At 71.5% G+C, this 26,453-nt stretch carries 21 protein-coding genes and 1 pseudogene; 5 read left to right on the top strand and 17 right to left on the bottom strand.

Features of this window, described 5'->3' with window-relative positions; translation table 11 throughout:
* Nucleotide 1 precedes the first annotated feature (1 nt).
* The 9 genes from D3869_RS31535 to D3869_RS31495 form a co-directional block, all read right to left on the bottom strand.
* Nucleotides 2-1,477 (bottom strand): FAD/NAD(P)-binding protein, encoded by a 1,476-nt coding sequence (locus D3869_RS31535; RefSeq protein WP_137143528.1) that lies wholly within the window; start codon nucleotides 1,475-1,477, stop codon nucleotides 2-4.
* Nucleotides 1,474-3,141: an amidohydrolase gene (locus D3869_RS31530; protein WP_247896085.1), complete on the bottom strand. Its 1,668-nt coding sequence runs from the start codon at nucleotides 3,139-3,141 to the stop codon at nucleotides 1,474-1,476. The genes D3869_RS31535 and D3869_RS31530 overlap by 4 nt, the downstream gene beginning before the upstream one ends.
* A gap of 9 nt (nucleotides 3,142-3,150) precedes the next feature.
* Nucleotides 3,151-4,044 (bottom strand): ABC transporter permease, encoded by an 894-nt coding sequence (locus D3869_RS31525; protein WP_247896084.1) that lies wholly within the window; start codon nucleotides 4,042-4,044, stop codon nucleotides 3,151-3,153.
* Nucleotides 4,041-4,850: an ABC transporter ATP-binding protein gene (locus tag D3869_RS31520; protein WP_137143527.1), complete on the bottom strand. Its 810-nt coding sequence runs from the start codon at nucleotides 4,848-4,850 to the stop codon at nucleotides 4,041-4,043. The genes D3869_RS31525 and D3869_RS31520 overlap by 4 nt, the downstream gene beginning before the upstream one ends.
* On the bottom strand, nucleotides 4,847-5,908 hold the full coding sequence (locus tag D3869_RS31515) for an ABC transporter substrate-binding protein (RefSeq protein ID WP_137143526.1): 1,062 nt from the start codon (nucleotides 5,906-5,908) through the stop codon (nucleotides 4,847-4,849). The genes D3869_RS31520 and D3869_RS31515 overlap by 4 nt, the downstream gene beginning before the upstream one ends.
* 34 nt (nucleotides 5,909-5,942) lie before the next feature.
* Nucleotides 5,943-6,281: a 4Fe-4S dicluster domain-containing protein gene (locus D3869_RS31510; protein WP_137143525.1), complete on the bottom strand. Its 339-nt coding sequence runs from the start codon at nucleotides 6,279-6,281 to the stop codon at nucleotides 5,943-5,945.
* Nucleotides 6,278-7,924 carry an FAD-binding protein gene (locus D3869_RS31505; protein WP_137143524.1) on the bottom strand — a complete coding sequence of 549 codons (1,647 nt, stop codon included), beginning with the start codon at nucleotides 7,922-7,924 and terminating at the stop codon, nucleotides 6,278-6,280. Before D3869_RS31505 ends, D3869_RS31510 begins: the two co-directional genes overlap by 4 nt.
* Nucleotides 7,925-8,163: 239 nt before the next feature.
* Nucleotides 8,164-9,459 carry an O-acetylhomoserine aminocarboxypropyltransferase/cysteine synthase family protein gene (locus tag D3869_RS31500; RefSeq protein WP_137143523.1) on the bottom strand — a complete coding sequence of 432 codons (1,296 nt, stop codon included), beginning with the start codon at nucleotides 9,457-9,459 and terminating at the stop codon, nucleotides 8,164-8,166.
* 42 nt (nucleotides 9,460-9,501) lie between these two features.
* Nucleotides 9,502-10,584 (bottom strand): isopenicillin N synthase family dioxygenase, encoded by a 1,083-nt coding sequence (locus D3869_RS31495; protein WP_137143522.1) that lies wholly within the window; start codon nucleotides 10,582-10,584, stop codon nucleotides 9,502-9,504.
* A gap of 569 nt (nucleotides 10,585-11,153) precedes the next feature.
* Here D3869_RS31495 and D3869_RS31490 point away from each other — a divergent pair.
* Nucleotides 11,154-11,390, top strand: a complete 237-nt coding sequence (locus D3869_RS31490; protein WP_137143521.1) for a helix-turn-helix domain-containing protein — start codon at nucleotides 11,154-11,156, stop codon at nucleotides 11,388-11,390.
* 8 nt (nucleotides 11,391-11,398) lie between these two features.
* On the opposite strand, the gene D3869_RS31485 is transcribed toward D3869_RS31490, so the two are convergent.
* On the bottom strand, nucleotides 11,399-12,319 hold the full coding sequence (locus tag D3869_RS31485; RefSeq protein ID WP_137143520.1) for a LysR family transcriptional regulator: 921 nt from the start codon (nucleotides 12,317-12,319) through the stop codon (nucleotides 11,399-11,401).
* An 84-nt stretch (nucleotides 12,320-12,403) separates the two neighbouring features.
* Here D3869_RS31485 and D3869_RS31480 point away from each other — a divergent pair, with 84 nt between their 5' ends.
* On the top strand, nucleotides 12,404-13,006 hold the full coding sequence (locus D3869_RS31480; RefSeq protein WP_137143519.1) for a cysteine hydrolase family protein: 603 nt from the start codon (nucleotides 12,404-12,406) through the stop codon (nucleotides 13,004-13,006).
* Between the two features lie 23 nt (nucleotides 13,007-13,029).
* Here D3869_RS31480 and D3869_RS31475 read toward each other — a convergent pair whose 3' ends face one another.
* Nucleotides 13,030-13,929: a LysR family transcriptional regulator gene (locus D3869_RS31475; protein ID WP_247896082.1), complete on the bottom strand. Its 900-nt coding sequence runs from the start codon at nucleotides 13,927-13,929 to the stop codon at nucleotides 13,030-13,032.
* Between the two features lie 396 nt (nucleotides 13,930-14,325).
* Here D3869_RS31475 and D3869_RS31470 point away from each other — a divergent pair, with 396 nt between their 5' ends.
* Together D3869_RS31470 and D3869_RS31465 are read left to right on the top strand one after the other, a co-directional pair.
* A complete protein-coding gene (locus D3869_RS31470) occupies nucleotides 14,326-15,810 on the top strand; it encodes an aminotransferase class I/II-fold pyridoxal phosphate-dependent enzyme (protein ID WP_137143518.1) in 1,485 nt (494 codons plus the stop codon).
* Between the two features lie 9 nt (nucleotides 15,811-15,819).
* Complete coding sequence (locus D3869_RS31465) at nucleotides 15,820-18,360, top strand: AMP-binding protein (protein ID WP_137143517.1); 2,541 nt, start codon at nucleotides 15,820-15,822, stop codon at nucleotides 18,358-18,360.
* Between the two features lie 138 nt (nucleotides 18,361-18,498).
* On the opposite strand, the gene D3869_RS31460 is transcribed toward D3869_RS31465, so the two are convergent.
* Genes D3869_RS31460 through D3869_RS31435 form a run of 6 tightly spaced genes read right to left on the bottom strand, consistent with a single transcriptional unit; the run spans nucleotide 18,499 to nucleotide 25,449 of the window.
* Nucleotides 18,499-19,446 carry an ABC transporter ATP-binding protein gene (locus D3869_RS31460; RefSeq protein ID WP_137143516.1) on the bottom strand — a complete coding sequence of 316 codons (948 nt, stop codon included), beginning with the start codon at nucleotides 19,444-19,446 and terminating at the stop codon, nucleotides 18,499-18,501.
* The gene (locus D3869_RS31455) at nucleotides 19,443-20,453 is read right to left on the bottom strand and encodes an ABC transporter ATP-binding protein (protein WP_137143515.1); all 1,011 of its coding nucleotides are present in this window, start codon (nucleotides 20,451-20,453) and stop codon (nucleotides 19,443-19,445) included. Before D3869_RS31455 ends, D3869_RS31460 begins: the two co-directional genes overlap by 4 nt.
* Nucleotides 20,450-21,400, bottom strand: a complete 951-nt coding sequence (locus tag D3869_RS31450; RefSeq protein WP_137143514.1) for an ABC transporter permease — start codon at nucleotides 21,398-21,400, stop codon at nucleotides 20,450-20,452. Before D3869_RS31450 ends, D3869_RS31455 begins: the two co-directional genes overlap by 4 nt.
* Complete coding sequence (locus tag D3869_RS31445; RefSeq protein WP_137143662.1) at nucleotides 21,397-22,380, bottom strand: ABC transporter permease; 984 nt, start codon at nucleotides 22,378-22,380, stop codon at nucleotides 21,397-21,399. The genes D3869_RS31450 and D3869_RS31445 overlap by 4 nt, the downstream gene beginning before the upstream one ends.
* A gap of 19 nt (nucleotides 22,381-22,399) precedes the next feature.
* Nucleotides 22,400-23,830 (bottom strand): amidase, encoded by a 1,431-nt coding sequence (locus tag D3869_RS31440; RefSeq protein ID WP_137143513.1) that lies wholly within the window; start codon nucleotides 23,828-23,830, stop codon nucleotides 22,400-22,402.
* A gap of 11 nt (nucleotides 23,831-23,841) precedes the next feature.
* Nucleotides 23,842-25,449: an ABC transporter substrate-binding protein gene (locus tag D3869_RS31435; RefSeq protein WP_137143512.1), complete on the bottom strand. Its 1,608-nt coding sequence runs from the start codon at nucleotides 25,447-25,449 to the stop codon at nucleotides 23,842-23,844.
* A 275-nt stretch (nucleotides 25,450-25,724) separates the two neighbouring features.
* Between D3869_RS31435 and D3869_RS31425 the strand changes: the two are divergent.
* Nucleotides 25,725-26,175, top strand: a pseudogene (locus tag D3869_RS31425) (transposase); the annotation flags it as partial.
* Nucleotides 26,176-26,453 lie beyond the last annotated feature (278 nt).

Raw genomic sequence — 26,453 nt, 5'->3', positions numbered from 1 at the left:
GCTATCCGGGCGGCGGCTGGTCGCGGCCGTGGCGCAGGCCCGTCAGAGCCCCGACGACGGCCAGCGCGTGAGGGACGATTTCCGACGCGCCGACCACCTCGCCCAGGCTGCCGCGGGTCGGCGGCCCGACGACGAACAGGCCGGGAACCGGTCGGCCATCGGAGTCGAGCGCCCGTCCGCGGTCATCGACCTCGACGCCCAGGCCAAGCCGGTCCGGCCGGATCAGCCCCTGGGCGGCCAAGCCGGCCAGCAGCGCGTCGCGGCCGAAGGCGGTACCGTGCCCGGCGCCGGTGCAGTTCACCAGGGCATCGTAGCCCCGCCCGACCAGACCATCCCCGCCACGCGGCCGGTGGACGACCCACAGCCCGCCACCGCCCAAGCCGCCGTCCTCCTCGGCGCTTGCCGCGACCAGCCGGCCGGCCAGCACGGCGAGGCGTCCGTCCGCCCGCGCGTCCTCCATCAGACGAGCGATCTGCGGGGCTGCCTGGAAGCGGTGGACGTCCCACCAGACCCGCAGATGGCGCTGGAACCGCCGCCGCTCGTCCATCGGCAGGGCGGACCACAACGCTCCATTCTGAAGACGCACGCTTTCCAGCACGTCGGTCCACGGCCGTCCCGCCTGCCGGGCGGCGGCGACCGCGGCGCGCACGCGGCGCAGCAGGTCGCCGACACGGGTGGCCGGGTCGGCGGTGAAATCGGTCCAGGACGTGGCCTGGGCCGGACGCGGGCGCGGCACCAGCCCGTGGCGCGACAGGGCGGTCAGCGGTCCGCGATGGCCGCGGCCGAGCAGCGTGGCCACCACGTCCCCCATGGTCAGGCCGGTGCCGACGATCAGCACCCGGTCGTCCCGCGCAACGCCGTCGAGGGCGCCCGGCGCCCAGGGATCGGCGACGACCCGCGGGTGTCCGCCCAGCGTCGCCAGCACGCCCGGCAGCACGGGGGGCGGGTTTCCCGTGCACAGAACGAGGGCATCGGCCTCCGACACCCGGCCGCCGGCCATCTCCACGACGAACCCCGTTCCGCCGGAGGTCCCACGGCGATGGGCGGCGACCGCCCGGTCGCGGCGGTGGGTCACCCGCACCGGTCCGGGCGCCGCGAAGAGCGACCGCAGCCGTTCGTCGAGGTAGCGCCCGAATTCCGACCGCGCGGGGTAGTGAAGCCCCTCCGACCAGCCCCCCGGATCGGCCTCCAGCACGCCGCGCTCCAGGCACCAGCGATGGAAATCCTCCTCCGCGCCCTCCTCCCCCGTCCGGCCGGTCGCCGCCACCATGCGGACGGAGGGCACGTTCACCCGATGGCGCGGATCGCCGCCGGGGGCATAGGTCAAGCCGGCGCCGAGCGACGGCCGCGGGTCCACCAGTTCGACCTGCGCGGAGAAGCCGTCCAGGGCGCCGGCGCGCACCAGCCCGGCCGCCACGCCGCTGCCCGACACGCCGGCGCCGACGATGACGATCCGCAAGGGGTCCGGCCCGCTCATACCCCCTCGCGATGGACGATCCGCCCGCCGGCCACGGTCAGGCGGCAGCGCAGGTCGCGCAACCGGTCCGGGTCGATGGCGGTGGGGTCCTCCGACAGCACGGCGAGGTCGGCGGCGAAGCCGGGACGCAGCGGCCCCTTCCAGCCCTCGTCGAAGGTCAGGGCGGCGCCCGCCACGGTGAACAGGCGCAGGGCCGTCTCGGCGTCCAGCCGCTGGTCGGGACCGATCACCCGGCCGCTGGTCCGTTCGCGCCGGTTGCAGACCGTCCACAGGGTGAAGAAGGGGTCGTAGGGAATGTTGTCGGTGGCGATGGCGGTCGGGATGCCCAGCCGCAGCAGATGGGCGTGCGGCACCACCAGATCGCCGCCGTCCGGCTCGTCCAGATAAGAGGCCCCGCCCTTCCACAGGAAATAGGTCGGGATGGTCGTCACCAGCACATCGAGGCGCTTCAGCGCCTCCAGATCGGCCAGCCGGGCGCGGCCGATGTGCTCGATCACCCAGCGCCGCCCGGCCAGCCCGTGGCGTTCGTTCACCGCCTCCAGCACCGGCACCACCTCGTGCAGCTTGTCGCTGACGATGGTGTGCAGGCGCAGGTCGTGCTCGGCGGCCAGGAGGCAGGCCTCGCGGAAGTCGGCGGGGGTCAGCGCCTGTTCGACGAAGCCCGACCAGCCGGTGTCCGGCAGGTTGGCGCGGGCGCAGCAGGCCACCGCCGGATCGCCGCCATAGGCGATGTGGACGCCCGACAGCCTCAGCCAGGGGTCGCCCAGCCCGGCGCCGCGGGCGTGGGCCAGCCAGTCGCGCATGGCGCGCCGGGCCTCGGCGATGTCGGCCCAGCTCGGGCTGACCACCAGCCCGACCCGCACGGTCAGTTCCCCCAGCTCCCACAGGCGGCGGTAGACCGAGATGGTCTGCGGCGCCGAGCCATGCCCTTCATAGACGCTGGTGGTGCCCTGGGCGTTGTAGAGCCGTTGGGACAGCCGCACCCCCTCCAGCCGTTCGGCAAAGCCGAAGCGGGGAACCGCCGGCAGCAGGTCGAACTCGACGGTCGGGCGGCTGTTGCGCTCGACGATGACGCCGGTCGGCTCGCCGTCGGCGTCCTTCAGGATCTCGACGCCCGAACAGGTCGGCACGGTCGCTGCCGTGATGCCGTTCAGCGCCAGCGCCCGGCTGTTCAGGACGCTGTGCCCCGGCGGCTTGCCCCAGTTGCCGAACACGCCGGGGATGTGGACGGGATGGTCCGGCGCGGCGCGGTCCAGCTCGTGCCGGTCCGGTGGCCGCCCCTCCGCAAGGCTGGCGGCGCCGTCGAAGAAGAAGGGCGGCGTGCCGATCGGCATGGTGACGATCCACTGGCCGGGCGGCGTTTCCGCCGCCACCGCCCGCACCCGCTCCAGGATGTCGCCGACGCTGCGCGCGCCGGCCAGCGAGGGGCGCAGGCGTTTCAGCCCCTCGCGCTCCATGTGGGCGTGGGCGTCGTTGAAGCCGGGGATCAGAGTCGCCCCGCCGAGGTCGATCACTTCGGTCGATGCGGTGGCGAGTCCGGTCACCTCCTCCCCGCCGACGGCGAGGATGCGGTCGCCGGCCAGCGCCACCGCGCTGGCGCGTGGCCGGGCCGGATCGAAGGTGATGGCCCGCGCGTTGCGCAGGATCAGGGTCGGTTCGCTCATCGGCAGCCCTCAGGAGGCGGTGGTGTACCAGGGGAACAGGCGACGGATCAGCGCCACGAACAGGCGGTCGGCGATGAAGCCGAAGGTGCCGAGCAGCACCAGCCCGATCAGCATGATGTCGACGCGGAACATCTGGTGGCCGGTGGACATCATGTAGGCGATGCCCTCCCGCGCGCCCGACAGCTCGGCGGCGACCAGCAGGATCAGCGAGACGGCGATGCCCTGCCGCAGGCCCGCCAGGATCATCGGCAGCGCCGCCGGCAGAACCACCAGCAGCAGCGTCGCCAGCCGCCCCGCCCCCAGGCAGGCGGCGGAGCGCAGATAGGCCGCCGGCACGTCGCGCACGCCGATGAAGGTGGTGATCCAGATCGGGAAGAAGCTGCCCCAGGCGACCAGCGCCACCTTCGACCCTTCCCCGATGCCGAACCACAGCACCGACAGCGGCACCAGCGCGATGGAGGGGACGGAGCGGAAGCCGTGCAGGATCGGCTCGCTGACATGGTGCAGCAAGCCGATGCGCGCGGTCAGCAGCCCGGCGGTCACGCCGGTCGCCGTCGCGATGGCGAAGCCGAGCGCCGCCCGGCGCAGGCTGACCAGGATGTTGGCCGGAATCTCGCCGGACAGCAGCATCGGGACGAAGGTGTCGAACACCACCGACGGCGGCGGCAGCAGCACCGGATTGACCCAGGTGCCGAGCCGCGGCACCGCCTCCCAGACCGCCAGGAACAGCAGGATGCCCGTCACGTTCAGCAGGGCGCGCAGCCACGCCGCCCGCCGCCGGCCACGGCGGTGGGCGCGGCGGAATTCCTCAGCGAAGGCGGCGCCGTCGGACGGCGTCTCCGCCGCCGGGCGCCGGGGGGTGGCGCGGCGATTGCCGGTCATGCCTTCCGTCGTCGCGGTCACGCGGCCCTCCGTTCGCCATCGGTCCCGCCATCGGGTCCGCCGGCCTTTTGGCTGCCGCGGGCCAGCGCCGCGGCGATGCGGGCGTATTCCCGACCGAAGTCCGCCGACCCGCGGTCGCGCGGATAGGGCAGATCGACGGTCAGATCCTCGCGGATGACGCCCGGCCCGGCCCCCATCACCACCACCCGCTGGGCGAGGAAGACCGCCTCGTCGATGTTGTGGGTGACGAACAGGACCGACACCCCGGTCTCCCGCCACAGCCGCAGCAGGTCCTCCTGCAGGGTGGTGCGGGTCATGGCGTCGACGGCGGCGAAGGGCTCGTCCATCAGCACCACCTCCGGCTCCACCACCAGGGCGCGGGCGACGGCAACGCGCTGGCGCATGCCGCCCGACAGCTCGTGCGGGTAGCGGTCGGCGGCGTGGCGCAGCCCGACCCGATCCAGCGCCTCCAGCGCCCGGCGGCGCCGGATGGGGGCGGAGACGCGCTGCATGCGCAGGCCGAACTCGACGTTCTGCCGCGCGGTCATCCAGGCGAACAGGGCGTATTCCTGGAACACCACGCCGCGCTCCGGCCCCGGCCCGGCCAGCGGCCGGCCGCGGAAGCGTACGTCCCCCGAGGTCGGCGTCAGGAAGCCGGCGAGCAGGTGGATCAGCGTGGACTTGCCGCAGCCGGACGGGCCGATCAGGCAGACGAACTCGCTGGCCTCCACCGTCAGCGACACGTCGCGCAGCGCCCAGACCGGCGACCCGTCGCGGGCCGCGTAGATCTGCGACACGCGGTCGAAAGCGATCAGCGGCCCGCTCATGTCAGGGTGACCCGGTCGGGCGCCACCGCCTTCAGCGGCGAGTCGACGATCAGGCCGCGGAACAGGGCGCGCAGGTCGCCGGCCGGACGCTTGGCGAGGCCGGCGGCGATGGCCCACTCCGCCTCCGCCACCAGATCGTCGAGGAAGCGGTCGTCGAAGGCGATCTTGAAGGTGAATTCGGACGTCGCCTCCAGGATCTCCTTGGGCGGGGTGTGGATGCGCCGCGCGATCAGGTCGGCCCAGCCGCCGTCGGCGTGAATCCGCCGTTCCGCTGCCTGCAGCGCTTTGATGGCGCCGGCGACCAGTTCCGGCTTCTCCTTCACCACCTTCTCCGTGGTCAGCAGGAGCTGATGGCTCTGGAAGAATTTCTCCAGCCCGTCCTGGGTCATCACCGCGGTCTTGCCGCCCGATTGGCGCTCCGCCACCGCCGCCGACTGGCTGCTCCAGGCGAAGCCGTCGATGTCGCCGCGCACCAGGGCGGAGGTCATGTTGTTCGGGGTGAGGTCGACGACCTCGACGTCGCTCTGCGCCAGCCCGGCGAACTCCAGATACTTCGCCAGCATGTACTGGCCGGACGTGCCGACGCGGGTGGCGATCCGGCGGCCCTTCAGGCTGGCCGGCTTGGCCGGGTCGATGCCGGCGTCCTTGCGCACGACGATCTTCATGTCGCGCGAATAGCGGCTGTAATTCACCAGGATCAGCGGGCGCAGCCCCTGCAGCACCGCGAACACCACCGGCGTGTCGGTCGAGGCGGAGAAATCGGCGGAGCCGGCGAGCAGCGCCTGCATCGAATCGCGCCCGCTCTCGAACTCCATGGTGTTGAGGTCGAAGCCCGCCTCGGCCCAGGTGCCGGCGGCCTCGGCGACGAAGGGCACGGCCCAGGTGTAGCCGGTGCTGCCATAGGCCAGCGTCGCCTTGGCCGCCGCGGCGCGCGCGGGGCCGGCCCATAGCGGCGCGGCAGCCAAGGCACCGGCGGTCACGGCGCCGGCGGTCACCGCCGCGCCCGCCAGCAGACGGCGGCGGCTGAGGCGTACAGCGGATGGATCGAACACGGTCATGGTCTGAGGACTCCTGTCGGGTGCGGCCGGGCGCTCAATGGGGCGCCAGCAGCCGGAAGGTCTGGTCGGCGGAACGGTTGTCGCGATGGCCGTCGCTCCAGCCGATGGCGCGGCGGTAGCTGCCGAAGAGGCCGGCGGCGGCCACCGCCTCCTCGGCGATCCCGGTCACCGTCTCGGCGTCGGGGGCGACATAGAGGGCGTCGTCGGGGCAATGGGCTTCGCACAGGAAGCAGGTCTGGCAGTCGGACTGCCGGGCGATGGCGGGCGCGGCCCCCTTGGCTTGCCCGCTCGCCGCCTGGAACACGTCCATCGGGCAAATGGCGACGCAGATGTTGCAGCCGGTGCAGCGGGTCGGACTGATCAGCTCGATCATGCGGCCAGCTCCCGCTTCGCCCCAACCGGATCTGGATGGAGCGGCGCCGGACGGGCGGAGACATGGACCTCGTCCAGCCCTCCGACCGTCAGCAGATGGCGCTGCGCCGGATCGAGGGCGGCGTGGTCGAGGCGGCGGTGCATGCCGCGCGATTCCGTGCGCGCCAGCGCCGACCGGTACATCCAACGGGCCGTCGCCAGCATCGCCGCGGCCTCCCGCACGCGCAGGGAGTCGTCGGCCGAGGACGGCGCGGCTCCGGCGGCGTCGCTCCACAGCCGGTCCAGCCGGGTGAGCGCGCCGGTTAGCCCTTCCTCCGTGCGGAAATAGTTGATGTGGTAGGGGAAGACCTCGGCCTGGACGGCGCGGGTCAGCGCCCCGGCGTCGATTGCCGCGCCGCGCCCCTCGCCCAGTCCGGCGCCGCCGGCCCGCCGCAGCGCGCGAGCCCCGTTCCCCAGGGCGCGGGCATGGTCGGCGGCGCCCTGCCCGGCCCAATGGCCGCTCGACATCGCCCAGGCGGCGTTGTGGCTGCCGCCGCCGGTGAAGCCGCCGCAGATCGGCTCGCGCGTCGCGGCGTCCCCCGCGGCGAACAGGCCGGGCACCGCGGTGGCGCAGCGCTCGTTCACCAGCCGCAGGCCGCCGGTGCCGCGCACCGTGCCCTCCAGCCGCAGGGTCACCGGGAAGCGCTGGGTGAAGGGGTCGATGCCGACGCGGTCGAAGGGCAGGAAGAAGTTCGGCTGGGCCTGGCGCATCGCCGCCGACAGCTCCGGTTCGGCCCGGTCGAGGCGGGCGTAGACCGGCTCGGTCGCCAGGACCCGCGCGATGACCGAACGGCCCCCCTTGGACGCGGCGCCCGGAATGACCGCGCCGTCTGCCCGCGTGAAGCTGGCCCACTGATAGAGCAAGGTCTTGGTCACCGACCCGAAGGCCGGGGCGATGGCGTAGGCGTTGGAGAACTCCATTCCCGACAGGTCGGCCCCGGCCTCCGCCGCCATCAGCAACCCGTCGCCGGTCAGCACGTTGCAGCCGAGCGCCTTGCTGAGGAAGGCGCAGCCGCCGGTGGCGATGACCACCGCCTTCGCCCGGACGGCCCAGCCGCCCCCCTTCTGCCGCCGCACACCGGCCGCGCCGGCCACGGCGCCGCCGTCATCGACCAGCAGCTCCAACGCCGGGCAATGGTCGAGGATGGTCACGCCGGCCTGTTTCACCCGGCGGCGCATCAGCCGCATGTATTCCGGCCCCTGCACCGACACGCGGCGGTCACGCCCATCGGCGTCGCGCGGGAAGGGATAGCCCCAGTCGGCCAGCTGGCCGACCGCCGCATGGGTGCGGTCGAGCACGCGGTCCATCCAGCCGTGATCGGCCAGATGACCGCCGAGCCCCTCGCGCGCCGCCTTGGCCGCCGCGCGCTTGGCCGGGTCGGGGTCGACGTACCACAGCGTGGTTCCCGACGCTGCGGTGGCGCCGGACGTGCCGCAGAAGCCCTTGTCGGCCAGGACGGTGCGGGCACCGGCGGTTGCGGCGGCGATGGCCGCCCAAGTGCCGGCGGGGCCGCCGCCCAGAACGAGGACGTCGGCCTCAAGGTGGGCGTCGAATTCAAGAGATGAAGCGGATGGGTTGGCGGGAGCGCCGGGCGCGTTGGCCATCGGAAACCTCCGGGGCTGATCGGTCTTGCGGACGAAGCGGCGGGCTGAGCACCCGCGGCGGGTCCGAAACCGATATTTCACGTCTCTGTTTCGCTTTATGTGACTATAAACATAGTCACACAGTAGTGTTTGTACGCATACAGAAATATGCATGCCTGTAAAAATTTCGGCCGGCACGCCCGATGAAGGGACGTGCCGGCCGTGATCCGCGCGTTCTGTGGGTTATCGGGCGGCGCTCCTCACGCCTCCGCCAGCGCCTGCTCCAGATCGGCGATGATGTCGTCCGGATGCTCGATGCCGATGGACAGGCGGACGTAGCCGGGCGTCACGCCGCTGGCGCGCTGATCCTCCGGCGATAGCTGGGAATGGGTGGTGGTGGCCGGGTGGATGGCGAGCGACCGCGCGTCGCCGATGTTGGCGACGTGGTAGAACAGCTTCAGCGCGTCGATGAACCGCCGGCCCGCCTCCGCACCGCCGGCCAGCTCGAAGCCGACCAGCGCGCCGTAACCGCCCTTCAGATAGGCGTCCGCCCGGCGCCGGGCCTCGCCCTCCTGAAGGCCGGGGAAGATGACCGACGTCACCTTCGCGTGCGCCTTCAGGTAATTCGCCACGAGGATGGCGTTGGCGTTGTGCTGGCGGATGCGCAGGGGCAGCGTCTCCAGCCCCTGGATCAGCTGGAAGGCCGATTGCGGGCTGAGCGCCGCGCCGATGTCGCGCAGCAGGGTGACGCGGGCGCGCAGCGCGTAGGCGATGGGACCGAGCGGCTTGGCCGCCTCCGTCCAGATGGCGCCGTGATAGCTGGGATCGGGCTGGGTCAGCAGCGGGAAACGGGCGGCGTGGGCCTCCCACGGGAAGGTGCCGCCGTCGATCAGGACGCCGCCGATGGTGGTGCCGTGGCCGCCGATGTATTTGGTCGCCGAATAGAGCGTCACCGCCGCGCCATGCTCGAAGGGCCGCACCGTCAACGGGGCCGCCGTGTTGTCGACGATCAGCGGCACGCCGAGTTCCCGGCCGATGTCGGCGACCTCGCGGATCGGGAAGACGTTCAGCTTCGGGTTTGGCAGCGTCTCCGCGTAATAGGCGCGGGTGCGGTCGTCGGTGGCGCGGCGGAAAGCCTCCGGGTCGGCCGGATCGACGAAGCGCGCCTCGATGCCCACCTGCTTCAGCGTGTTGGCGAACAGGTTCCAGGTGCCGCCATAGAGATCGGTCGAGGTGACGATGTTGTCGCCGGCCTGCGCCAGATTCAGAACCGAGTAGAAGGATGCCGCCTGGCCGGACGCGACCGCCACCGCCGCCGCCCCGCCCTCCAGAACGGCGAGCCGCTGCTCCAGCGCATCGACCGTCGGGTTGGTGACGCGGCTGTAGATGTTGCCCAGCTCCTCAAGCGCGAACAGGCGCTGGGCGTGGGCGGTGTCCTGGAACTGGTAGGAGGTCGTCTGGTGGATCGGCACCGCGACGGACCCGGTGACGGGATCGGCGCGGAAAGCGCCGCCATGGATGGCCAGGGTTTCGAAACGCGGCGAACGGTCGGTCATCGGGAGTGCTCCCTCTTCGGAAATTCGGAGGTTGGACGGCGGTCAGGCGGGAATGCCGACGAGGTCGGCGTAATGGCGCCGCGCCACATCGGGGTGGGAGCGCAGGCGGCTTTTCAGCGTGTTCTCGCCGACCGACGCGAACAGGGGGTTGAGCGGGTCCTGCTCCGGCCCGCGCGCCTCGGCGGCCAGATCGTCCGGCAGCGGCAGCACCGGCACGCGGACGTCCAGCCCGGCCCCCAGGAAAAAGGCGGTCGACAGCCGGTCCACCCCCGCCGGCGGCGTCACCACCCGATGCACCGCGGCGCGGAAATAGCCGTTGGTCGCCAGTTCCAGCAGTTCGCCGGCGTTGACGACGAAGGTGCCGGGAAGCGGCGGGACATCGACCCAGCCGCCGTCCGTCTCGGCCTGCAAACCGCTCTGGCGGTGCTGGAGGACCAGCGTCAGCAGGCCGCTGTCCTTGTGCGGCCCGACGCCCTGCCCCTCCCCGTCGTCGGATGCGCCATCACCGGGCGCGATGGCGTCATGGCCCGGATAGCGGATCAGCTTGACGAGTTGCGTCGGCCGGTCGGTGAGGATCGGCGCGAAGGCGTCCTCGGGCAGGCGCAGGGCGACCGCCACGGCCGACAACAGGCGCCGCGACAGCGCCGTCAGTTCCTCCTGCAGGCGCAGCACCGCCGGGCGCAGGTCCGGCAGGGCGTCCGGCCATTGGTTGGGACCCTGCAGGCGGACCCAGGGCGGCGACCCGGGCCCCCAGGGCAGGGCCTCCCGCTCGGACCCGACGTCGAGCTGCTCGCGCCAATCAGCGCGGCCGCGGGTCCGCTCCCAGCCGGCGCGGGTGTAGCCGCGGAAATGGGGCGAATTGACCATTTCGATGGACAGCTTGTCGCACTCCGGCAGCGTGAAGAAAGCGCGCGACAGGTCGAAGACCGCGTCGAGGAAGGTGGCATCGACCCCGTGTCCGGCCACGTAGAAGGCGCCGAAGCGGCGAATGGCCGCGCGCAGGTCCGAAAGGAAGAGGGTGCGATCGGCGGCGCCGCCGTCCAGACGCGCGAGATCGAGAAGCGGCAGCGGCGGCCGATCGGCCTGGGAGGAGGTCGCGGTCACAAGAATCTCCTTTGCGGACAAGCGTTCGGGAACGCCCGCTCGAGTGCAGCGGAATGATCGATCGGAAAGCGTGGATTGGCGGCGGAGCGCTCAGCCGGTGTGGCGGCGGGTCTTCAGCCAAGTCCGGCGCATTTGCGCCCAGAGCCCACCCAGCGGAGCGCGGCCGCCCCGACACTCCGTCCCGGCACAGACCCCCATGGCTTCGGGAAGCGGAATCCAGACCGTTCCAGAATCGGACGCTGCGGAAGCGGAGGCCGGGCGGGCCGTTGGGGGGATGGCCATGACGTCTTTCCAGGGCAATGGCGGGCCAGGGCAACGGTAGGGCGGCTTCGTCCGGGGTGCCGACACCCCGCGGAAGCCGTGGTTCCCAATCATCATTGCCGGTCTGGCGGCTATTGTCTACACTATTTATGGGTTTATGAGCCCGAAAAGTACATTATTATCGGTTTGCATCGCCTGACTACCGCGCAATTAAACCAATCAGCAGTGTTGTTTGGCTGAAAATCACACTTTTTGTGGAAGAGGAGGATGGGATCGCCTATCCTTGCGGCACAGCCTTCCGTTTCCATCGCCAGCCGGGTGTATCCAGCATGCTCGACATCGGAAGAAAGTTGCAGGATCTGCGCGAGGCGCACGGCCTGTCGCAGCGCGCCCTGGCGCGCCGGGCCGGCATCAGCAACGCCCTGATCTCGTTGATCGAAAAGGAAAAGACCAGCCCGTCCGTCGCGTCGCTGAAGAAGATCCTCGACAGCTTCCCCGTCGAATTGTCCGACTTCTTCGCGTCGCGATCGGACGCGCCGCCCAAGACCGGCGCGCCGCGGAAGTAACCGTCCCCTCAACCGGCCGGTGCGGGGTCGGCGGCGAACTCCGCGGCAAACTCCGCCGTGAACAGCGCGACCAGATGCTCGATCACCGCCCGCACCCGCGGCACGTCGCGCAGGTCCGGGTGAAGCACCAGCCAACCCTCGCGCTCCAGCGGCGGGGCGTCGCTGTGCACCGGCAACAGATCCGGCTCTCCCGCCGCCAGCCAGAAGGGCAGCAGCGCCACCCCGAATCCCGCCTTCGCCGCCGCGAGCTGGGTCTGCAGGCTGTTGGAGCGGAAGGCGACGCGGCGCCCGGCCATGTGGCGGGCCAGCCAGACCGCCTCCGGCAGGTCGGCCAGCGCCTCGTCATAGCCGATCACCGTGTCGGGAGCCCCGGCGGCGGCGAACAGGCCGTAGCCCATGGTGGCGAGCCGCCGCGCGATCAGGTCGCCGCGCTGCGGCCGGGCGAGCCGGATGGCGATGTCGGCCTCCCGCCGCGCGAGGCTGAGCGAGCGGTTGTCAACCGTCACCTCCAGATCGATTCCCGGATGGCGGGCGCGGAACGGCCCCAGCCGCGGCATCAGGAAGCGATCGGCCAAAGCCTGGGTGGTGGTCAGCCGGACGGTGCCGGTCAGCCCGGCTTCCCGCCCTCCCTGGCTCGACACCTGGCGCAGGATGGCCAGCGCCCGTTCGTCCATCCCGTCGGCCAGCGCGAAGACCGCCTCGCCGTCGGCGGTCAGGCTGTAGCCGTCGGCCCGCCGATCCACCAGACTGCGGCCCAGCCCCTCCTCCAGCGCGGCGACCCGGCGCCCGACCGTCGCGTGGCTGATGCGCAGCGCGCGCGCCGCCGCCGACAGGCTGCCGGTGCGGGCCAGCTCCAGGAAGATCCGCAGATCGTCCCAGTTCAGGGTGCCCGTCTGTTTCGGGGTGCCTGTCTGTTTATGAACAGTCATTGCGCAAACCTATCGAATGTCCGGCCAAAAGCACACAGGGCACACTGCGCCCCGACCCTTCCCCTTTCCGGAGCCGCAGCCGCCATGAGCGCCACCCCGAAGACCCTGCTCGCCCTCGCCGGAGCCCCCGCCACCCCGAGCCCGCTCGATTCCGCGGCGCTGGTGCTGATCGACGCCCAGCGCGAATACACCGAGGGCGCCCTTCCCCTGGTCGGGGTGGAGGCCGCGGTGGCCGAGGCCGCGCGTCTGCTGGAACGGGCACGCAAGGCCGGTGCCCCGGTCTTCCACATCGTCCACCACGGCAAGCCCGGCGGCGCCCTGTTCAACCCGGTAGGCCCGCTGTCCGGCATCGTCGCCCCGCTGATCCCGCTGGACGGCGAGACGGTGGTGGTGAAGCACCTGCCCAACGCCTTCGCCGGGACCGAGCTGGACTCCCTGATCCGCGCCACCGGGCGCAAGGAGCTGATCGTCGCCGGCTTCCAGACCCACATGTGCGTCAGCAGCACGGTGCGCGCCGCCCTCGACCTCGGCTGGCGGACCACGGTCGTGGACGCGGCCAGCGCCACCCGCGATCTTCCCGACGGGGCCGGCGGCGTGATCCCGGCCGAGGCGCTGCACCGCGCCAACCTCGCCGCCCTGGCCGACCGCTTCGCCGTGGTGGTCAAGGACAGCCGCGCCTGGGGGTAAGGGCATCGGGCGGCGGGCGCGGGTCATGGCGGGTCCTGCCACACGGCCTCCTGCCATACGGCCCGCACCGCCGCCCGCAGGGCCTGGAGCGCCGGCTCTCCCTCCTTGTCCTGCGGCAGGATCAGATGCAGGTGGCTGCGCAGGGCCTCGCCGGACCACAGCGCGACCTCCCCCGCCGCCGCCGCGGCCAGCGCCTGCTCCTCGCGCAGCAGGGCGAGGCCCAGCCCCTCCGTGACCAGCCCCTTCAGGGCGCTTTCCTGGTCGACCTCGATGATCGTGCCGGGGGTGACGCCGTTCCGGGCGAAGGCCCGCGCGGCGATCAGGTGGAAGCTGCAGCGCGGCGGCGTGCCGACCCAGGGCAGGGCGGCCAGATCGCTCCAGCCCGCCCCGTCCAGCCGGTCCCGCCACGCCGCCGGCCCGACGACACGCAGCCGCACCGGCGTCACCGGCAGATGGCGCAGCGCCCGGTCGGGCCGTTCCTCCAGCACGAAGCCGGCGTCCAGGCGCCCGTCCTGCACCCGGTCCACCACGTCGGCGGACAGGTGATGCGACACCCGCAAGCGCAGCCGGGGGTGCGTGGACAGCAGCGTGGACAGCAGCGTTCCCAGCCGCAACGACGCCGGATCGCTGGCGATACCCAGGGCGAGCGGCCCGGCGGCGTCGCCCTGCAGACCACGGGCGCGGTTGACCAGCGTCTTGGCGGCGTCGAGCGTGCGCTCCGCCTCCTCCAGCAGGATCAGCCCCGCGCGGGTCAACTGCATGCCCTTGGCCGTGCGTTCGAACAGCACGGTGCCAAGCTCCTCCTCCAGCAGCTTGATATGGCCGCTGACCGCCGGCTGGCTGAGCAGCAGGATCTGCGCGCTTCGGGTCAGGCTGCCCTCGCGCGCCACGGTCGCGAAGGTCTTCAGATGATGCAGGTCCATGAGCGCTCCGCCATCCGGCTTGCCCTCTCCCGGCACGGTCGCCGGGACACGCATCATACAGAACCGCAAGTGTCATTGCACAAGATTCAATCTTTTGCCCATGTTAATAATATTTTACGCCCACCATAAACAATCAAGCGATCGAACATATAAAGTATTTACCAAAATTATAAGAGCCGATCCATTTTTACCATTATTTGGAAATACATTCGTGTGGATCGCTTCACCCATCAATTTCGCCGATATTGGGGCTCGAAATTATTTATTGGACAGGGATCGGGCCTTCGACTGAATTCTCTATTGGATCACTGCGTAAATACAAACAAACAACATGCAGGATCGGTGTTTCAAACGGACGCCCTCCCAGCGGAGGCCGCCACCACGAGCGAGTTTCCAATGTCAGACTCTGCCGACCAACGCCCGCCGACCCAAAATTCGTCCGCCCGACACGCCTCCGGACCTTCGGCCATCCCGGAAACACCGCTTGCCGACGCCCTGCTGGCGGCGGCCGGATCAACCCGGGCGTCGTTCCACGCGCTGCCGGTCAGCCGGCGCGGCTCCATCCGGGAATCGGCCTTCGCCGATGCCTACGACGCCCTGTTCGGGCGTGGCCTGTTCAGCGAGGCGACGATCACCGCCCTGCCGCTGGACAGCTTCTTCTTCCCGCACCGCTCGCTGGCCCGCGCGGAGGAGCTGGCGGCGCTCGCCTTCGGAGCGACGGGCACGCTGTTCGTCACCGCCGGGACGACGACCGCCAACCTGATCGCGCTGGAAGCCCTGATCACCCGCCCCGACGTCCGGGTGCTGGCCGACAAGGGCACCCACCAGTCGATCCATTTCGCCCTGTCCGACAAGCACGCGGTGGTCGACTACATCGAGCCGCGCGTCTTCTGCGAGCATTCGGAACGCGCCGCCCTGTCCCTGCCCGCCCTTCTGGAGCAGGCCGCGGCGGCGGAGCGCGCGGGCGCGCCCTACGAGCTTCTGGTGCTGAACGGCCAGTCCTACGACGGCGTTGTCTACGACATCCGGGCCATCCTCACCGCCCTGGCGGAGGCCAGCCCGTCGCTGACCACCGTCTTCGTGGACGAGGCGTGGGGCGCCTGGAGCTATTTCCATGAGGCGACGCGCGGGCGCACCGCCCTGCACGCCCGCGCCGCCGATCCGGCGCTGGAGCGCTTCACCGTCGTCGCCACCCACTCCGCCCACAAGTCGCTGAGCGCGCTGCGCCAGGGATCGCTGATCCATTTCAGCGGCGATCCGGAGCTGGCGGAACGGCTGCGGCTCGGCCGCTACCGCCACCACACCACCTCGCCCAGCTACCCGATCCTCGCCTCGCTCGACCTCGCCCGCGCGCAGATGGAGCTGGAGGGGCGGGACCTGGTCGAACGTTCCCTGCGGCTCGCCCGGCGGGTGGGCGAGACGGTGGCCGGCGATCCGGCGCTGAGCGCCTTCTCGGTCAACGCCCCGGCGGTGCCGGACGCCTTCGCCGGCCACGCCGCGATTGACCCGACCAAGCTGTCCCTGAGGGTTTCCGGTCTGTCCATCGACGCGCCGGAGCTGCGCGAGCGGCTGTACAGCCGGCACGGTCTCTACGTGAACCGCTGCACGCGGACCTCGCTGCTGCTGAACCTGCACATCGGCATCGGCGAGGAGGAGGTGGCGGCCCTGCTCGACGCCCTGCGCGCGATCCAGCGCGAGCTCTCGCCCGCCGTGGAGAAGCCCGAGGAGAAGCGGGTGTCCACCTCCTTCATCATCCCCTACCCGCCGGGCGTGCCGATCATCGTCCCCGGCGAGGAGATCGGCGGCGACACGCTGCGCCGGATCGAAGCGATCCGGTCGGCCGGCGCCCGCATCTACACCATCGAACACCGCCCACGCTGAGAGACGACCATGATTCCCCTGTCCCGAATCGAGGAAATCGCCGCCTCGCGCGCCGATCTGGCGGCCATCGTCGCCGGTTCCGAAACCCTGAGCTGGCGGCAGTACGCCGACGCCGTGCGCGACGCGGCGGAAGGGCTGGCCGGCGCCGTCGCCCTGGACGAGCTGCGCACCGTCGCCTTCCTGTCGCACAACCGCGCGGAGCTGGTGGTCGCCGCCTCGGCCGCCGCCACGCTGAAGACGACGCTGTGCGGGCTCGACTATTCCCTGTCGCCGGCCGCCCTGACGGAGCTGCTGGAACGCATCGAGGCCGACCTGCTGATCGTCTCCTCCGGCTTCCTGGCCGACCGTGGCATCAACGTCCGCACGCTGGCGGCGGGCCGCGCGGTGGTCGATCTCGACAGTCGGCTGCCCGGCGCCACGCCCTACGCCGCCTTCGCGGGACTCGCCGCCGGGCGGCGAACGCCGAACGCCCCGGCCCGGCCCTTCCGCGCCATCTCCTTCACCTCCGGCACCTCCGGCACACCGAAGCCGGTGATCCGCACCGCCTCCTTCGACGCGCGGCGCTTCGCCTATTTCACGGCGCGCTACGGCTTCTCCTCCGCCGACCGGCACCTCGCCACCATCCCGCTCTACCACGCGGCGGGCGGCGGTTGGGCGCGGCTGTTCCTCCAGCTCGGCGCGACGCTGGTGCTGGCTCCGCCCGACGACCCTCTGGAAACCGCCGAGCTGATCCGCCGGGAATGGATCACCTCCAGCACCATGACCCCGCCGATCCTGTCGGGGGTGCTGCGCGAGGTCGCCCGCGGCCGGGCGCGCGTCACGCCCAACCAGCTCCGCTTCGTCCTGGTGGGCGGCAAGCATTTCCCCGCCCCGGCCAAGCAGGAGGCGCTGCAGGTGCTGGGGCCGGTCGTCTACGAATATTACGGCACCACCGAGACCGGCGTGAACACCATCGCCGAGCCGGCGGACCTGCTGACCCACCCGGCCAGCGTCGGGCGCGTCTACGACGGCAACCGCATCCTGATCCTCGACCCGGAGCGCAAGCCGGTGCCGGCGGGAATCGTCGGGTCGGTGGCCATCGCCAGCTACATGAACATGGACACCTATCTCGGCGCACCGGCCAACCGGGTGCAGATCGACGGGGAGCGCTACCTGATCACGTCGGAGGCCGGCTATCTGGACGAGGACGGGCGGCTCTATCTGCTCAACCGCTCGCAGGGGGCGGACAGCGTGAATCTCTACGCGCTGGAGAACGCCATCCGCCACATCCGCGGGGTGGAGGACGTGGCGCTGCTGCGCCGGGCCGGGGCCGGGCCGGTGGCGGTGGACTGCGCGGTGGTGCTGAAGGCGTCCGCCGGGGCCGGAGCCGCCGACGAGGTGCGGGTCCGCGCCGCCGAGATCCTGCGGCGCGAGCGGATCGCCCTGGCGCGCTTCGAGCCGCTCGACCAGATCCCCTACAGCCCGTCCGGCAAGGTCCGCGCGGCGGCGCTGGAGGAGGCCATCGGCCGCGCCGGGGAGGAGGCCGCCAGGCCGGTGGCCGGCAAGCCCGCGGCGAAGGCGCGGACCGGCGGTACGGTGGACGGCGTGCTGCTGGGCATCGCACTGCTGGCGCTGACCGCCATCTCCTGGGGCGGCATGTTCCCGGTGGCCAAGGCGGCGTTGGCGAGCATCGACGGCTTCTACCTGACACTGCTGCGCTACGGCTTCGCCTCGCTGATCCTGATCGGCATCCTGGTCCGGGTGGAGGGCTGGCGGGCGCTGGCGACGGAGGGCCACGGCGGCAAGCTGTTCTTCTACGGCTCCATGGGCTTCGCCGGCTTCAGCATCCTGGCCTTCGTCGGGCTGGCCCATTCCAAGGCGGAGCATGGCGCGATCATCATGGCGCTGATGCCGCTGATCACGGCGCTGCTGACCTGGGCCATCAAGGGGGTGCGGCCGAACCGGGTGACCTTCCTGTGCATCGCGGCGGCGCTGGCCGGGGTGGCGCTGGTGGTGACGCGCGGCAGCCTGTCGGCGCTGGACGGCGGTGCGCTGCTGCCCGACCTGCTGATCCTGGGTGGGGCGGCGAGCTGGGTCGTCTACACGCTGGGCGCGGCCACGGTGCCCGGCTGGTCGCCGCTGCGCTACACGACGGTCAGCGCGGCGCTGGGCACCGTCACCATCGCCGCCGTGACGGCGCTGGCCACCGCGGCGGGGTTCGTCGCCGTGCCGTCGCTGGAAACGGTGTGGTCGGTGCGGGCGGAGATCGCCTATCTGGTGCTGATCGCGGCGGTTCTGGCGGTGTTCAGCTGGAACATCGGGATCAAGCTGCTGGGGCCGGTGAACGGGGTGCTGTTCATCAACCTCGTGCCGATCACCGCCTTCGCCATCGGGCTGGCCCAGGGCCGCGCGTTTGGGGACGTCGAGCTGGCCGGTGCCGGCCTGACCATCGGCGCGCTGATCGCGAACAACCTGAACAGCCGCGGCTTCTTCCGCTTCCGCCGGGCGGAGCGGGCGGTTGGCGGCGGTGGCGCGCTGACGCCGGTGGCGGTCGGTGCCGGGGGGCGGTAGGTCCTTGCCCCCTCCCTAAACCCCCCGCTTACGCAGGGGAGGGGATTGATTTCCCTCTCCTGCGAAGCGGGGGAGGGAAGGGGCCCGCGGCGAAGCCGTGGGAAGGGTGGGGGCAACCACTCCACCCGCTCGAACCGCTCACCCCGCCAGCAGACAGGCCACCCGATGCCCCTCCCCCACCCCGCGCAGCGCCGGAACCTCCCGCCGGCAGCCCGACCGCGCCATGGGACAGCGCGGGTGGAAGGAACAGCCGGCGGGCCGCTGCGCCAGGGACGGCGCCTCGCCGCGCGCCGGCACGGCTCCCTCCGGCAGGGCGGTTCGGGAGTCGGCCAGCAGGGCCTGGGTGTAGGGGTGGCGCGGGCGCTCGAACAGGGCGTCCACCGGCCCCTCCTCGACCACGCGGCCGAGATACATGACCACCACCCGGTCGCAGATGTGGCCGACCACCGACAGGTCGTGGCTGATGAACAGGATCGCCATCCCGTCCCGGTCGCGCAGGTCGAGGAACAGGTTGAGGATGCCGGCGCGCACCGACACGTCCAGCGCGGTCACCGGCTCGTCGCAGACCAGCAGGTCGGGCCGCACGGCGAGCGCGCGGGCGATGCCGATGCGCTGGCGCTGCCCGCCGCTGAAGCGGTGGGGATGGTGGCGGCGCAACGCCGGGTCGAGGCCGACGCGCAGAAGCTGCGCCGCCACATGCTCGGCCAGCGCATCGCGCGGCACCAGCCGGTGGTAGCGCACCGCCTCCCCGACGATCTCCTCGACGGTGAAGCGCGGGTTCAGGCTGGCGTGGGGGTTCTGGAAGACCATCTGCACGCGCAGCCGGGCGGCCCGCGCCTCGGCGGCGGACCGTTCGGCGACGTCCTGCCCGTCGATCAGCACGCGGCCGGCGCTGGGCGGCAGGAGCCCGGCGGCGATCCGCGCCACGGTCGATTTCCCGCAGCCCGATTCCCCGACCAGCCCGACGAGTTCCCCGCGCCGCACCGCCAGATCCACCCCGTCCACGGCGTGCAGGACGCCGCCCCGCCGCCCCGGAATGGGAAACAGCCGCGAGACGCCGCGCAGCTCGGCCAAGGGCGCGGTCATCGCGGCGCCTCCTGACCGGGATTCAGGCAACGCACGCCGCCCCGCCCGTCCGCCCGCCCCTGCCAGGGCGGATCGGCGGCGCAAGCGGGCACGGCGGCGGCGCAGCGCGGGCGGAAGGTGCAGCCCGCCGGGCGTCCGGCCAGCGTCGGCGGAAGGCCGGGGATCGGCGTCAGCCGGCTGCCCCGCGGCCCGCGCGGCAGGCTGGCGCGCAGCCCGGCGGTGTAGGGGTGCGCCGGGCGGGACAGCAACTCCGCCGCCGGGGCCTGCTCGACGATGCGGCCCGCGTACATCACGGCGATCTCGTCCGAGAGCTGTTCGGCCACCGACAGGTCGTGGGTGATCCACAGCACCGCCGTCCGCCCGCCCCCACCGAACGCTCCGCCGGCAAGCCCGCGGATCTCCCGCAGAATCTGCGCCTGGATGGTGGCGTCGAGCGCGGTGGTCGGCTCGTCGGCGATGATCAGGTCCGGGTCGTGCAGCAGCGCCATGGCGATCGCCACCCGCTGGCGCAGGCCGCCGGACAGCTCGTGCGGGTGGGCGTCCAGCCGCTCCTCCGGCCCCGGCACGCCGACCCGGCCCAGCGCGTCGCGCGCCCGCCGCCGCGCCTCGGCCCGGCCGACGCGGGTGTGGGCCAGCACGGTCTCGACGATCTGGGCGCCGATGGTCAGCACGGGATTCAGCGTCATCATCGGATCCTGGAAGATCATGGCGATGCGGTTGCCGCGCAGGCGGCGCAGCTCCCGCTCCGGCAGGCCGGCCAACTCCCGCCCGGCGAAGCGGATCGAGCCGCCGGCCACCCGCGCCGGCGGATCAAGCAACCCCATGATGGAGAAGGCGGTGGCCGACTTGCCCGACCCGGACTCGCCGACGAGACCCAGGATGCGCCCGCGGCCGAGGGAGAAGCTCACCCCGTCCAGAACGTTCAGGGGCACGTTCAGCGCGCCCTGGCGCGCGGGCAGTTCGGTGCGCAGGCCGCGCACCTCCAGCAACGGAAGGGTGGCGGTCATTGGCCGAGCCTCGGATTCAGGGCGTCGCGGAAACGGTCACCGGCCAGATTGATCGCCGCCATCAGCAGCAGGAGGGCAACGCCGGGGTAGAGGCTGATCCAGGTCTCCCCGGACAGCACATACTGCCGCCCGTTGGCGATCAGCAGGCCGAGCGACGGCTCGGTCACCGGCACGCCGAGACCGAGAAAGCTCAGCGTCGCCTCCAGCGCGATGGCGCGGGCGACCTGGGTCGTGGCGATCACCACCAGCGACGGCAGGCAGTTCGGCAGGACGTGGCGCAGCAGAATCCACCAGGAGGGCAGGACGAGTCCGCGCGCCGCCTCCACATACTCCGCCTTCAGCTCCACCAGCGCCGCCGAGCGGGCAGCGCGGGCGTAATAGGCCCATTCGACCAGCACCAGCGCCAGCAGCACGTTGCCGGTGCCGCGCCCCAGGAAGGCGATCACCATCAGCGCGATCAGGATGGACGGGCAGGACAGTTGCAGGTCGGCCAGCCGCATCAGCGCCGTGTCGGTGCGCCCGCCCGCCTGGGCTCTGGACTGGGCGGCGACCAGCCCGACCAGCGTGCCGAGCGCGCCGGCGACCACCGCCGAGCCGATGCCGACCAGCAGGCTCAGCCGCAGCCCGAACAGGATGGCCGACAGCATGTCGCGCCCCTGGTCGTCGGTGCCCAGCCAGTAGGTGCCGACCAGCGCCCCCTCCGCCCCCGGCGGCAGCCGCCCGTCGAGCAGGTCGAGTTGGGTCAGGTCGAACGGGTTCTGCGGCGCGATCCAGGGGGCCAGCACGGCGGCGGCCACAAGCAGCAGGAAGACGGCGAGGCTGCCCAGCGCCACCCGGGAGGCGGCGAAGTCCCGCCACAGGACGCGCATTGGCGACAGGGGCGGCGACGGGGACGGTTCGGCGACGGAATGGGCGGGCGGCGGGCCTTCCTCGGCAAGGCTGCTCATGCTCCGCTCCCCGCTCCGGCGGTGCCGACGCGCGGGTCGAGCAGCCGGTAGAGGATGTCGGCCAGCAGGTTCACCGCGACGAACAGCAGGACCACCGCGACCAGATAGGCGACGATCACCGGCCGGTCGAGCACATGGATGCTCTCCACCATCAGCCGCCCCATGCCGGGCCAGGCGAAGATGCTCTCCGTCACCATGGAGAAGGCGACGGTGGAGCAGAACTCCAGCCCGATCACCGTGACGATGGGAATCAGGATGGCGCGCAGGATGTGCACGCCGATCACCCGCGACGGGGCCAGCCCCCGCGCGCGGGCGAAGCGGACGTAATCGAGATGCACCACCTCCCGCACCCCGGCGCGGGTCAGCCGCAGGATCAGCGCCAGCTTGAACAAGGCGAGGTTGGCGGCGGGCAGGATCAGATGGGCCAGACCGTCGGCGGTCAAAAAGGACCAGCCCACCCCCAGCACCGCCACCGTCTCCCCCCGCCCCGAACTGGGCAGCCAGCCGAGCCGCACCGAGAAGCCGATCACCAGCATCAGCCCGACCCAGAATCCGGGCAGGCTCAGCCCGACCACGCTGCCCGCCATGATCAGCCGCGCCGCCGCCGCGCGCGGGCGCAGCCCGGCGTAGAGCCCGAGACCGATCCCCAGCCCGGCGGCCAGGACCAAGGCGGCCAGCGACAGTTCCAGCGTCGCCGGCAGCCGCTCGACGACCAGCGCCAGCGCCGGCTGGTTGTAGATGAAGCTGCGCCCCAGATCGCCCTGGAGCGCGCGCCCCACGAACAGCAGATACTGCCGCCACAGCGGCTGGTCCAAGCCGAAGGACGCGGCGACGCGCGCCCGCTCCGCCGCGTCGGCCTCCGGCGGGACCAGGATGTCCACTGGGTTGCCCGCGACATGAAGGCCGACGAAGACGAGCACCGTCATCGCCAGCACCACCAGGGCGGCCTGCGCCGACCGCCGCACCAGCCAGCCCGCCATCGCTCCGGTCATCAGGCGCCTACACCGGAAGCGGCGGGTACAGGCCGGCCCAGGGCCGGACGCGCTCGATCTGAGCGGCGAGCTGGAGCACGCGCCCGTCCTCGCCCAGCGGGGCGGCAATCTGCACGCCCACCGGCAGCCCGTCCGCGAGCGCGAAGGGCACGCTGGCCGCCGGGATGCCGGCGCTGTTGTAGACGGAGGTGAAGGCGCTGTAGCGGCGCAGCGTCTCGTAATAGCCGTCGAGATCCGCGCTCTGCATGTCCACCGTGCCGATGGGCAGCGGCGGGGCGGCGAAGGTCGGGGTCAGCAGCACGTCGTAACTCTGGAAGAAGCGTCCGAACAGGCGCGACAGGCCGTGGATCGTCCAGATGGACCGGGCGAGGTCGGCGCCGCTGTAACGGGTGGACTCCCCGGCCCACAGCCGGGTGATCGGCTCCAGCTCGTCCGGCTCGATGGGCCGCCCCAACACCTCTTCGCGGGCGCGCAGGACGTTGGCGATGTTGGAGGCGACGATGATGCGCGTCGCCCTTTTCAGAGCGGCGCCGTCCACGCCGGGGCTGGCCTCCTCCACCCGGTGGCCGAGCGATTCGAGCAGCGCCGCCGCGTCGGTGACGGCCTTGGCGGCGGCGGGATCGACGGCGCGCCCCTCATGGTCCACGGTCTGGAAGGCCACGCGCAGCGGTGCGGGATCGCGCTCCACGAGGTCGATGTAGCGCCCGTCGAAGCGCGGCGCGGCGTAGGGGTCGCCCGGCTCCGGCCCGTGGGTGGCGTCGAGCAGGGCGGCGCTGTCGCGCACCGAGCGGGTGATGGCGTGGTGGACCGACAGGCCGTTCCAGCCCTCCCCCAGGTCGGGGCCGAAGGGGTTGCGCCCGCGCGTCGGCTTCAGCCCGAAGGTGCCGGTGTTGGAGGACGGGATGCGGATGGACCCACCGCCGTCGGTGGCGTGGGCCGCCGGAACGATGCCCGCCGCCACCGCCGCCGCCGCCCCGCCGGAGGAGCCGCCGACACTGCGCTCCACATTCCACGGGTTGCGGGTTGGGCCGAACAGGGCCGGCGCCGTCTCGCAGGCCAGCCCGAGTTCCGCGGTGTTGGTGAAGCCGAACAGCACCAGCCCGGCGGCGCGGTAGCGCGCCGTGACGGTGGAATCCTTGACCGCCACATGGTCGCGCCACAGACGGCTGCCGTTGCTGGTGCGCCGCCCGCGCACCTGGATGTTCAGATCCTTCAGCAGGAAGGGCACGCCGGCCAGCGGCTCCTCCCCCGTCAGGGTCCGGGCCTGGGCGAAGGCGTCCTCGGCGAACCGGTCGACCACGGCGTTGATGAGCGGGTTGACCGCCTCCAGCCGGGCCAGGGCGGAGTCCAGCAACTCGGCCGGGGACACTTCGCGGCGCCGGACGAGGGCGGCGAGGCCCACCGCGTCGTGGGCCTGGTAGTCGGAAAACAGGGACATGGCGGGATTCCTCAGACCGGCTCGGCGAAGACGGCGTTGGTGTGGCCGAAGGCGTTGCCGGGAACGAAGCGCACGTAGCCCTTGCGCCCCGCCCAGTTGAAGCGCGGGTAGAAGACCGGGATGACGCCCACGTCCTCCTCCAGCGCGGCCAGCGCGTCGCGGATGCGGGCGACCCGCCGTTCGGCGTCGAAATCGCCGAGTGCTGCCAGCAGCGGCGCGTCCAGCTTGGGGTTCGAATAGCGCTGGCGGTTGAAGGGGCCGGCCCCGGTGTCCTGGTTCTTGGTCAGCACCACCTGCCGCAGCAGCTCCGCGCTGTTGGTGGTGGCGTAGGTGGTCAGGAACAGGGCGAATTCCCGGTTGGTGGCGCGGGAGAAGAAGGTGGCGATCGGCAGCGTCTCCACCTTGGTTTCCACCCCGATGCGCGAGAAGCCCTGGGCGATGGCCTGGAGCACCGCGACGTCGCCGGTGAAGAAGCCGCTCGGCCCGTGGATGATTAGCCCGAAGCCGTCGGGATAGCCAGCCTCCGCCAGCAGCCGCTTGGCGCGGGCGACGTCCACGGTGATGGGCGCGCGATTGGGCAGCCGGTCCAGGGCGGGCGGCGGGGCGAACTGGTCGGCGGGCGTGCCCTGGCCGAGCAGCAACCGCTCCACGATGCCCTTGCGGTCGATGGCCAGCGACAGCGCCTGGCGCACCCGCACGTCCTTCAGCGGGTTGCGGTCCAGCGGCCGGCCGGCGCGGTCGGTGACGAAGGGCGCCTGGTCGCGGCTGGCGTCGGGGAACAGATAGGCGCTGGTGGCGCTGGCGACGCTGAAGATCTCCACATTTTTGTCGGCGGTCAGATGGGCCACGTCCTGCACCGGCACGCCGTCGATCAGGTCGAGGTCGCCCGACAGCAGCCCGGCGACGCGCGCCCCGGCGTCGGGGATGAAGCGGGTGCGGATGCGGCTCCAGCCCGGCGTCCGGCCCCAATATCCGGGGTTGGGCTCCAACTCGATCTGCTGGCCGACGGTGAAACCGGCGTAGCGGAAGGCCCCGGTGCCGACGGCCAGCTTGCCGGAGGTGAAATCCGCCGTCTCGGCGCCTGCGTGGATCTTGCGCGACAGGATGTAGAGGTTCGTGAAGTCGCGGTCGAGGAAGGGGTTCGGCGTTTTGCTGCGGATGCGGAAGGTCCGGTCGTCGACCACCTCCACCGCCGCGACGTTGCGCACGTAGGGCACGAAGGAGCCGGGGCTGTTCGGAACGTTGGGCACCCGCTCGATGGTGAAGGCGATGTCGTCCGGCGTGAGCGGCGTGCCGTCGTGGAAGCGGATTCCCGGACGCAGCTTGAATTCCCAGGTCGTCTCGTCCAGCGCCCGCCAGGATTCGGCCAGCAGGGGGCGCAGCGTTCCCGTCGCGTCCTCGGTCACCAGCGGGTCGAAGATCTGCCGCAGGGTCTGATTGTTGGTCGGCGACTGATAGAAATGGGGGTCCAGCGAGTTCGGGGCCGAGATCGCCCCGATGGAGAGCGGGCGGGAGCCGGAGGAGGCCGCGGGACTGCTCTGGGCGAAGGCGGCGGTGCGGGTGAAGGCGGCGGCGGGCACCAGCCCGGCCATCGCACCCAGGAAGGTACGGCGATCCATAAGTCTCTCCACGGCAGGGGTGATGGGACCACCGGCGGCGCCCAATCACCAAATTAGTTCGCTAATTCATTTTTATTCATCCTATTTGCTTGTTGAGTTCGCGCAATCGTCCAAAATTGAACAGCGTTTGTGCTCGGATGAACATGCGCATGCAGGCATTGGGGACCGGAGCGCGGCGCGCCGGACAGGGTTCCGTCAGGTGGAAGCCTCGAAAAACCATAGCGCGACCGGCGTTCTCGTTATTCCCTTTACTTAAGGGCGAAGGAAGACGGGACATGGCCGGGCAAGCTGGGCTGTTCGAGCTTCAGGACCGCTGCGCGGAGCTGAGCAACGTGCGGCGATCCACTGGAACGTCTGTCGTCGGTGGTAGACTTCGACATGGTCCGGCCGCCGCTGGACGCGGTGATGATGTTCAAGATCCTGGTGCTGCAGGCGCTATATGGGCTGTCGGACGAGCAGGCGGAGTATCAGGTGCGCGACCGGCTGCCGTTCATGCGTTTCCTTGGGCTGGGGTTGAGCGACCGGGTTCCGGACCGCACGACGGTCTGGCTGTTCCGCGAGGCGCTGGCAACGGCGGGAGCGATGGAAGGCCTGCTCGCCCGCTTCGACACGGCATTGAAGGAGCGCGGCGACTTCGCCCTGGTCAGCCAGATCATCGACGCCTCCATTGTGGAGGCGCCCCGGCAGCGGCTGACCCGGGAGGAGAAGCGCCAAATCCGTGACGGCGAGCGCGCACCGTGGAAGACCTGCTGATCCCGGCCCCCACCGCATAGCCATGACCGCCGGAACCCTGGGCCTTCGCAACAGGCGGGGAGCGGGCTTTCCTAAAGCGAACTTCCGTTCGCTTTAGACTCACATCGCCTCACTTGCCGGCGGGCTTCGGCCGCATGTGCGGCCGGGACCGCCGTCGCGATCCAAAGCGGATTGCAATCCGCTTTAGGGCCGGCATGGCCTGACAGCGCCTGCGCCGACCCTTCCGCACACCGAAAATTCGTCCTCTCTGC

This window comes from Azospirillum brasilense, from assembly GCF_005222205.1.
In the GTDB taxonomy this organism is placed as follows: Bacteria; Pseudomonadota; Alphaproteobacteria; order Azospirillales; family Azospirillaceae; genus Azospirillum; species Azospirillum brasilense_G.
The sequence above is the reverse complement of the archived record's forward strand: the minus strand, read 5'-3'. Positions and strand labels throughout refer to the sequence as shown.

Bases quoted from the DNA above. Each gene is read 5' to 3' on its own strand.
- D3869_RS31535 (WP_137143528.1), bottom strand. From the start codon at position 1,477: ATGAGCGGGCCGGACCCCTTGCGGATCGTCATCGTCGGCGCCGGCGTG.
- D3869_RS31530 (WP_247896085.1), bottom strand. From the start codon at position 3,141: ATGAGCGAACCGACCCTGATCCTGCGCAACGCGCGGGCCATCACCTTC.
- D3869_RS31520 (WP_137143527.1), bottom strand. From the start codon at position 4,850: ATGAGCGGGCCGCTGATCGCTTTCGACCGCGTGTCGCAGATCTACGCG.
- D3869_RS31515 (WP_137143526.1), bottom strand. From the start codon at position 5,908: ATGACCGTGTTCGATCCATCCGCTGTACGCCTCAGCCGCCGCCGTCTG.
- D3869_RS31510 (WP_137143525.1), bottom strand. From the start codon at position 6,281: ATGATCGAGCTGATCAGTCCGACCCGCTGCACCGGCTGCAACATCTGC.
- D3869_RS31505 (WP_137143524.1), bottom strand. From the start codon at position 7,924: ATGGCCAACGCGCCCGGCGCTCCCGCCAACCCATCCGCTTCATCTCTT.
- D3869_RS31500 (WP_137143523.1), bottom strand. From the start codon at position 9,459: ATGACCGACCGTTCGCCGCGTTTCGAAACCCTGGCCATCCATGGCGGC.
- D3869_RS31490 (WP_137143521.1), top strand. From the start codon at position 11,154: ATGCTCGACATCGGAAGAAAGTTGCAGGATCTGCGCGAGGCGCACGGC.
- D3869_RS31485 (WP_137143520.1), bottom strand. From the start codon at position 12,319: ATGACTGTTCATAAACAGACAGGCACCCCGAAACAGACGGGCACCCTG.
- D3869_RS31480 (WP_137143519.1), top strand. From the start codon at position 12,404: ATGAGCGCCACCCCGAAGACCCTGCTCGCCCTCGCCGGAGCCCCCGCC.
- D3869_RS31475 (WP_247896082.1), bottom strand. From the start codon at position 13,929: ATGGACCTGCATCATCTGAAGACCTTCGCGACCGTGGCGCGCGAGGGC.
- D3869_RS31470 (WP_137143518.1), top strand. From the start codon at position 14,326: ATGTCAGACTCTGCCGACCAACGCCCGCCGACCCAAAATTCGTCCGCC.
- D3869_RS31465 (WP_137143517.1), top strand. From the start codon at position 15,820: ATGATTCCCCTGTCCCGAATCGAGGAAATCGCCGCCTCGCGCGCCGAT.
- D3869_RS31460 (WP_137143516.1), bottom strand. From the start codon at position 19,446: ATGACCGCGCCCTTGGCCGAGCTGCGCGGCGTCTCGCGGCTGTTTCCC.
- D3869_RS31455 (WP_137143515.1), bottom strand. From the start codon at position 20,453: ATGACCGCCACCCTTCCGTTGCTGGAGGTGCGCGGCCTGCGCACCGAA.
- D3869_RS31450 (WP_137143514.1), bottom strand. From the start codon at position 21,400: ATGAGCAGCCTTGCCGAGGAAGGCCCGCCGCCCGCCCATTCCGTCGCC.
- D3869_RS31445 (WP_137143662.1), bottom strand. From the start codon at position 22,380: ATGGCGGGCTGGCTGGTGCGGCGGTCGGCGCAGGCCGCCCTGGTGGTG.
- D3869_RS31440 (WP_137143513.1), bottom strand. From the start codon at position 23,830: ATGTCCCTGTTTTCCGACTACCAGGCCCACGACGCGGTGGGCCTCGCC.
- D3869_RS31435 (WP_137143512.1), bottom strand. From the start codon at position 25,449: ATGGATCGCCGTACCTTCCTGGGTGCGATGGCCGGGCTGGTGCCCGCC.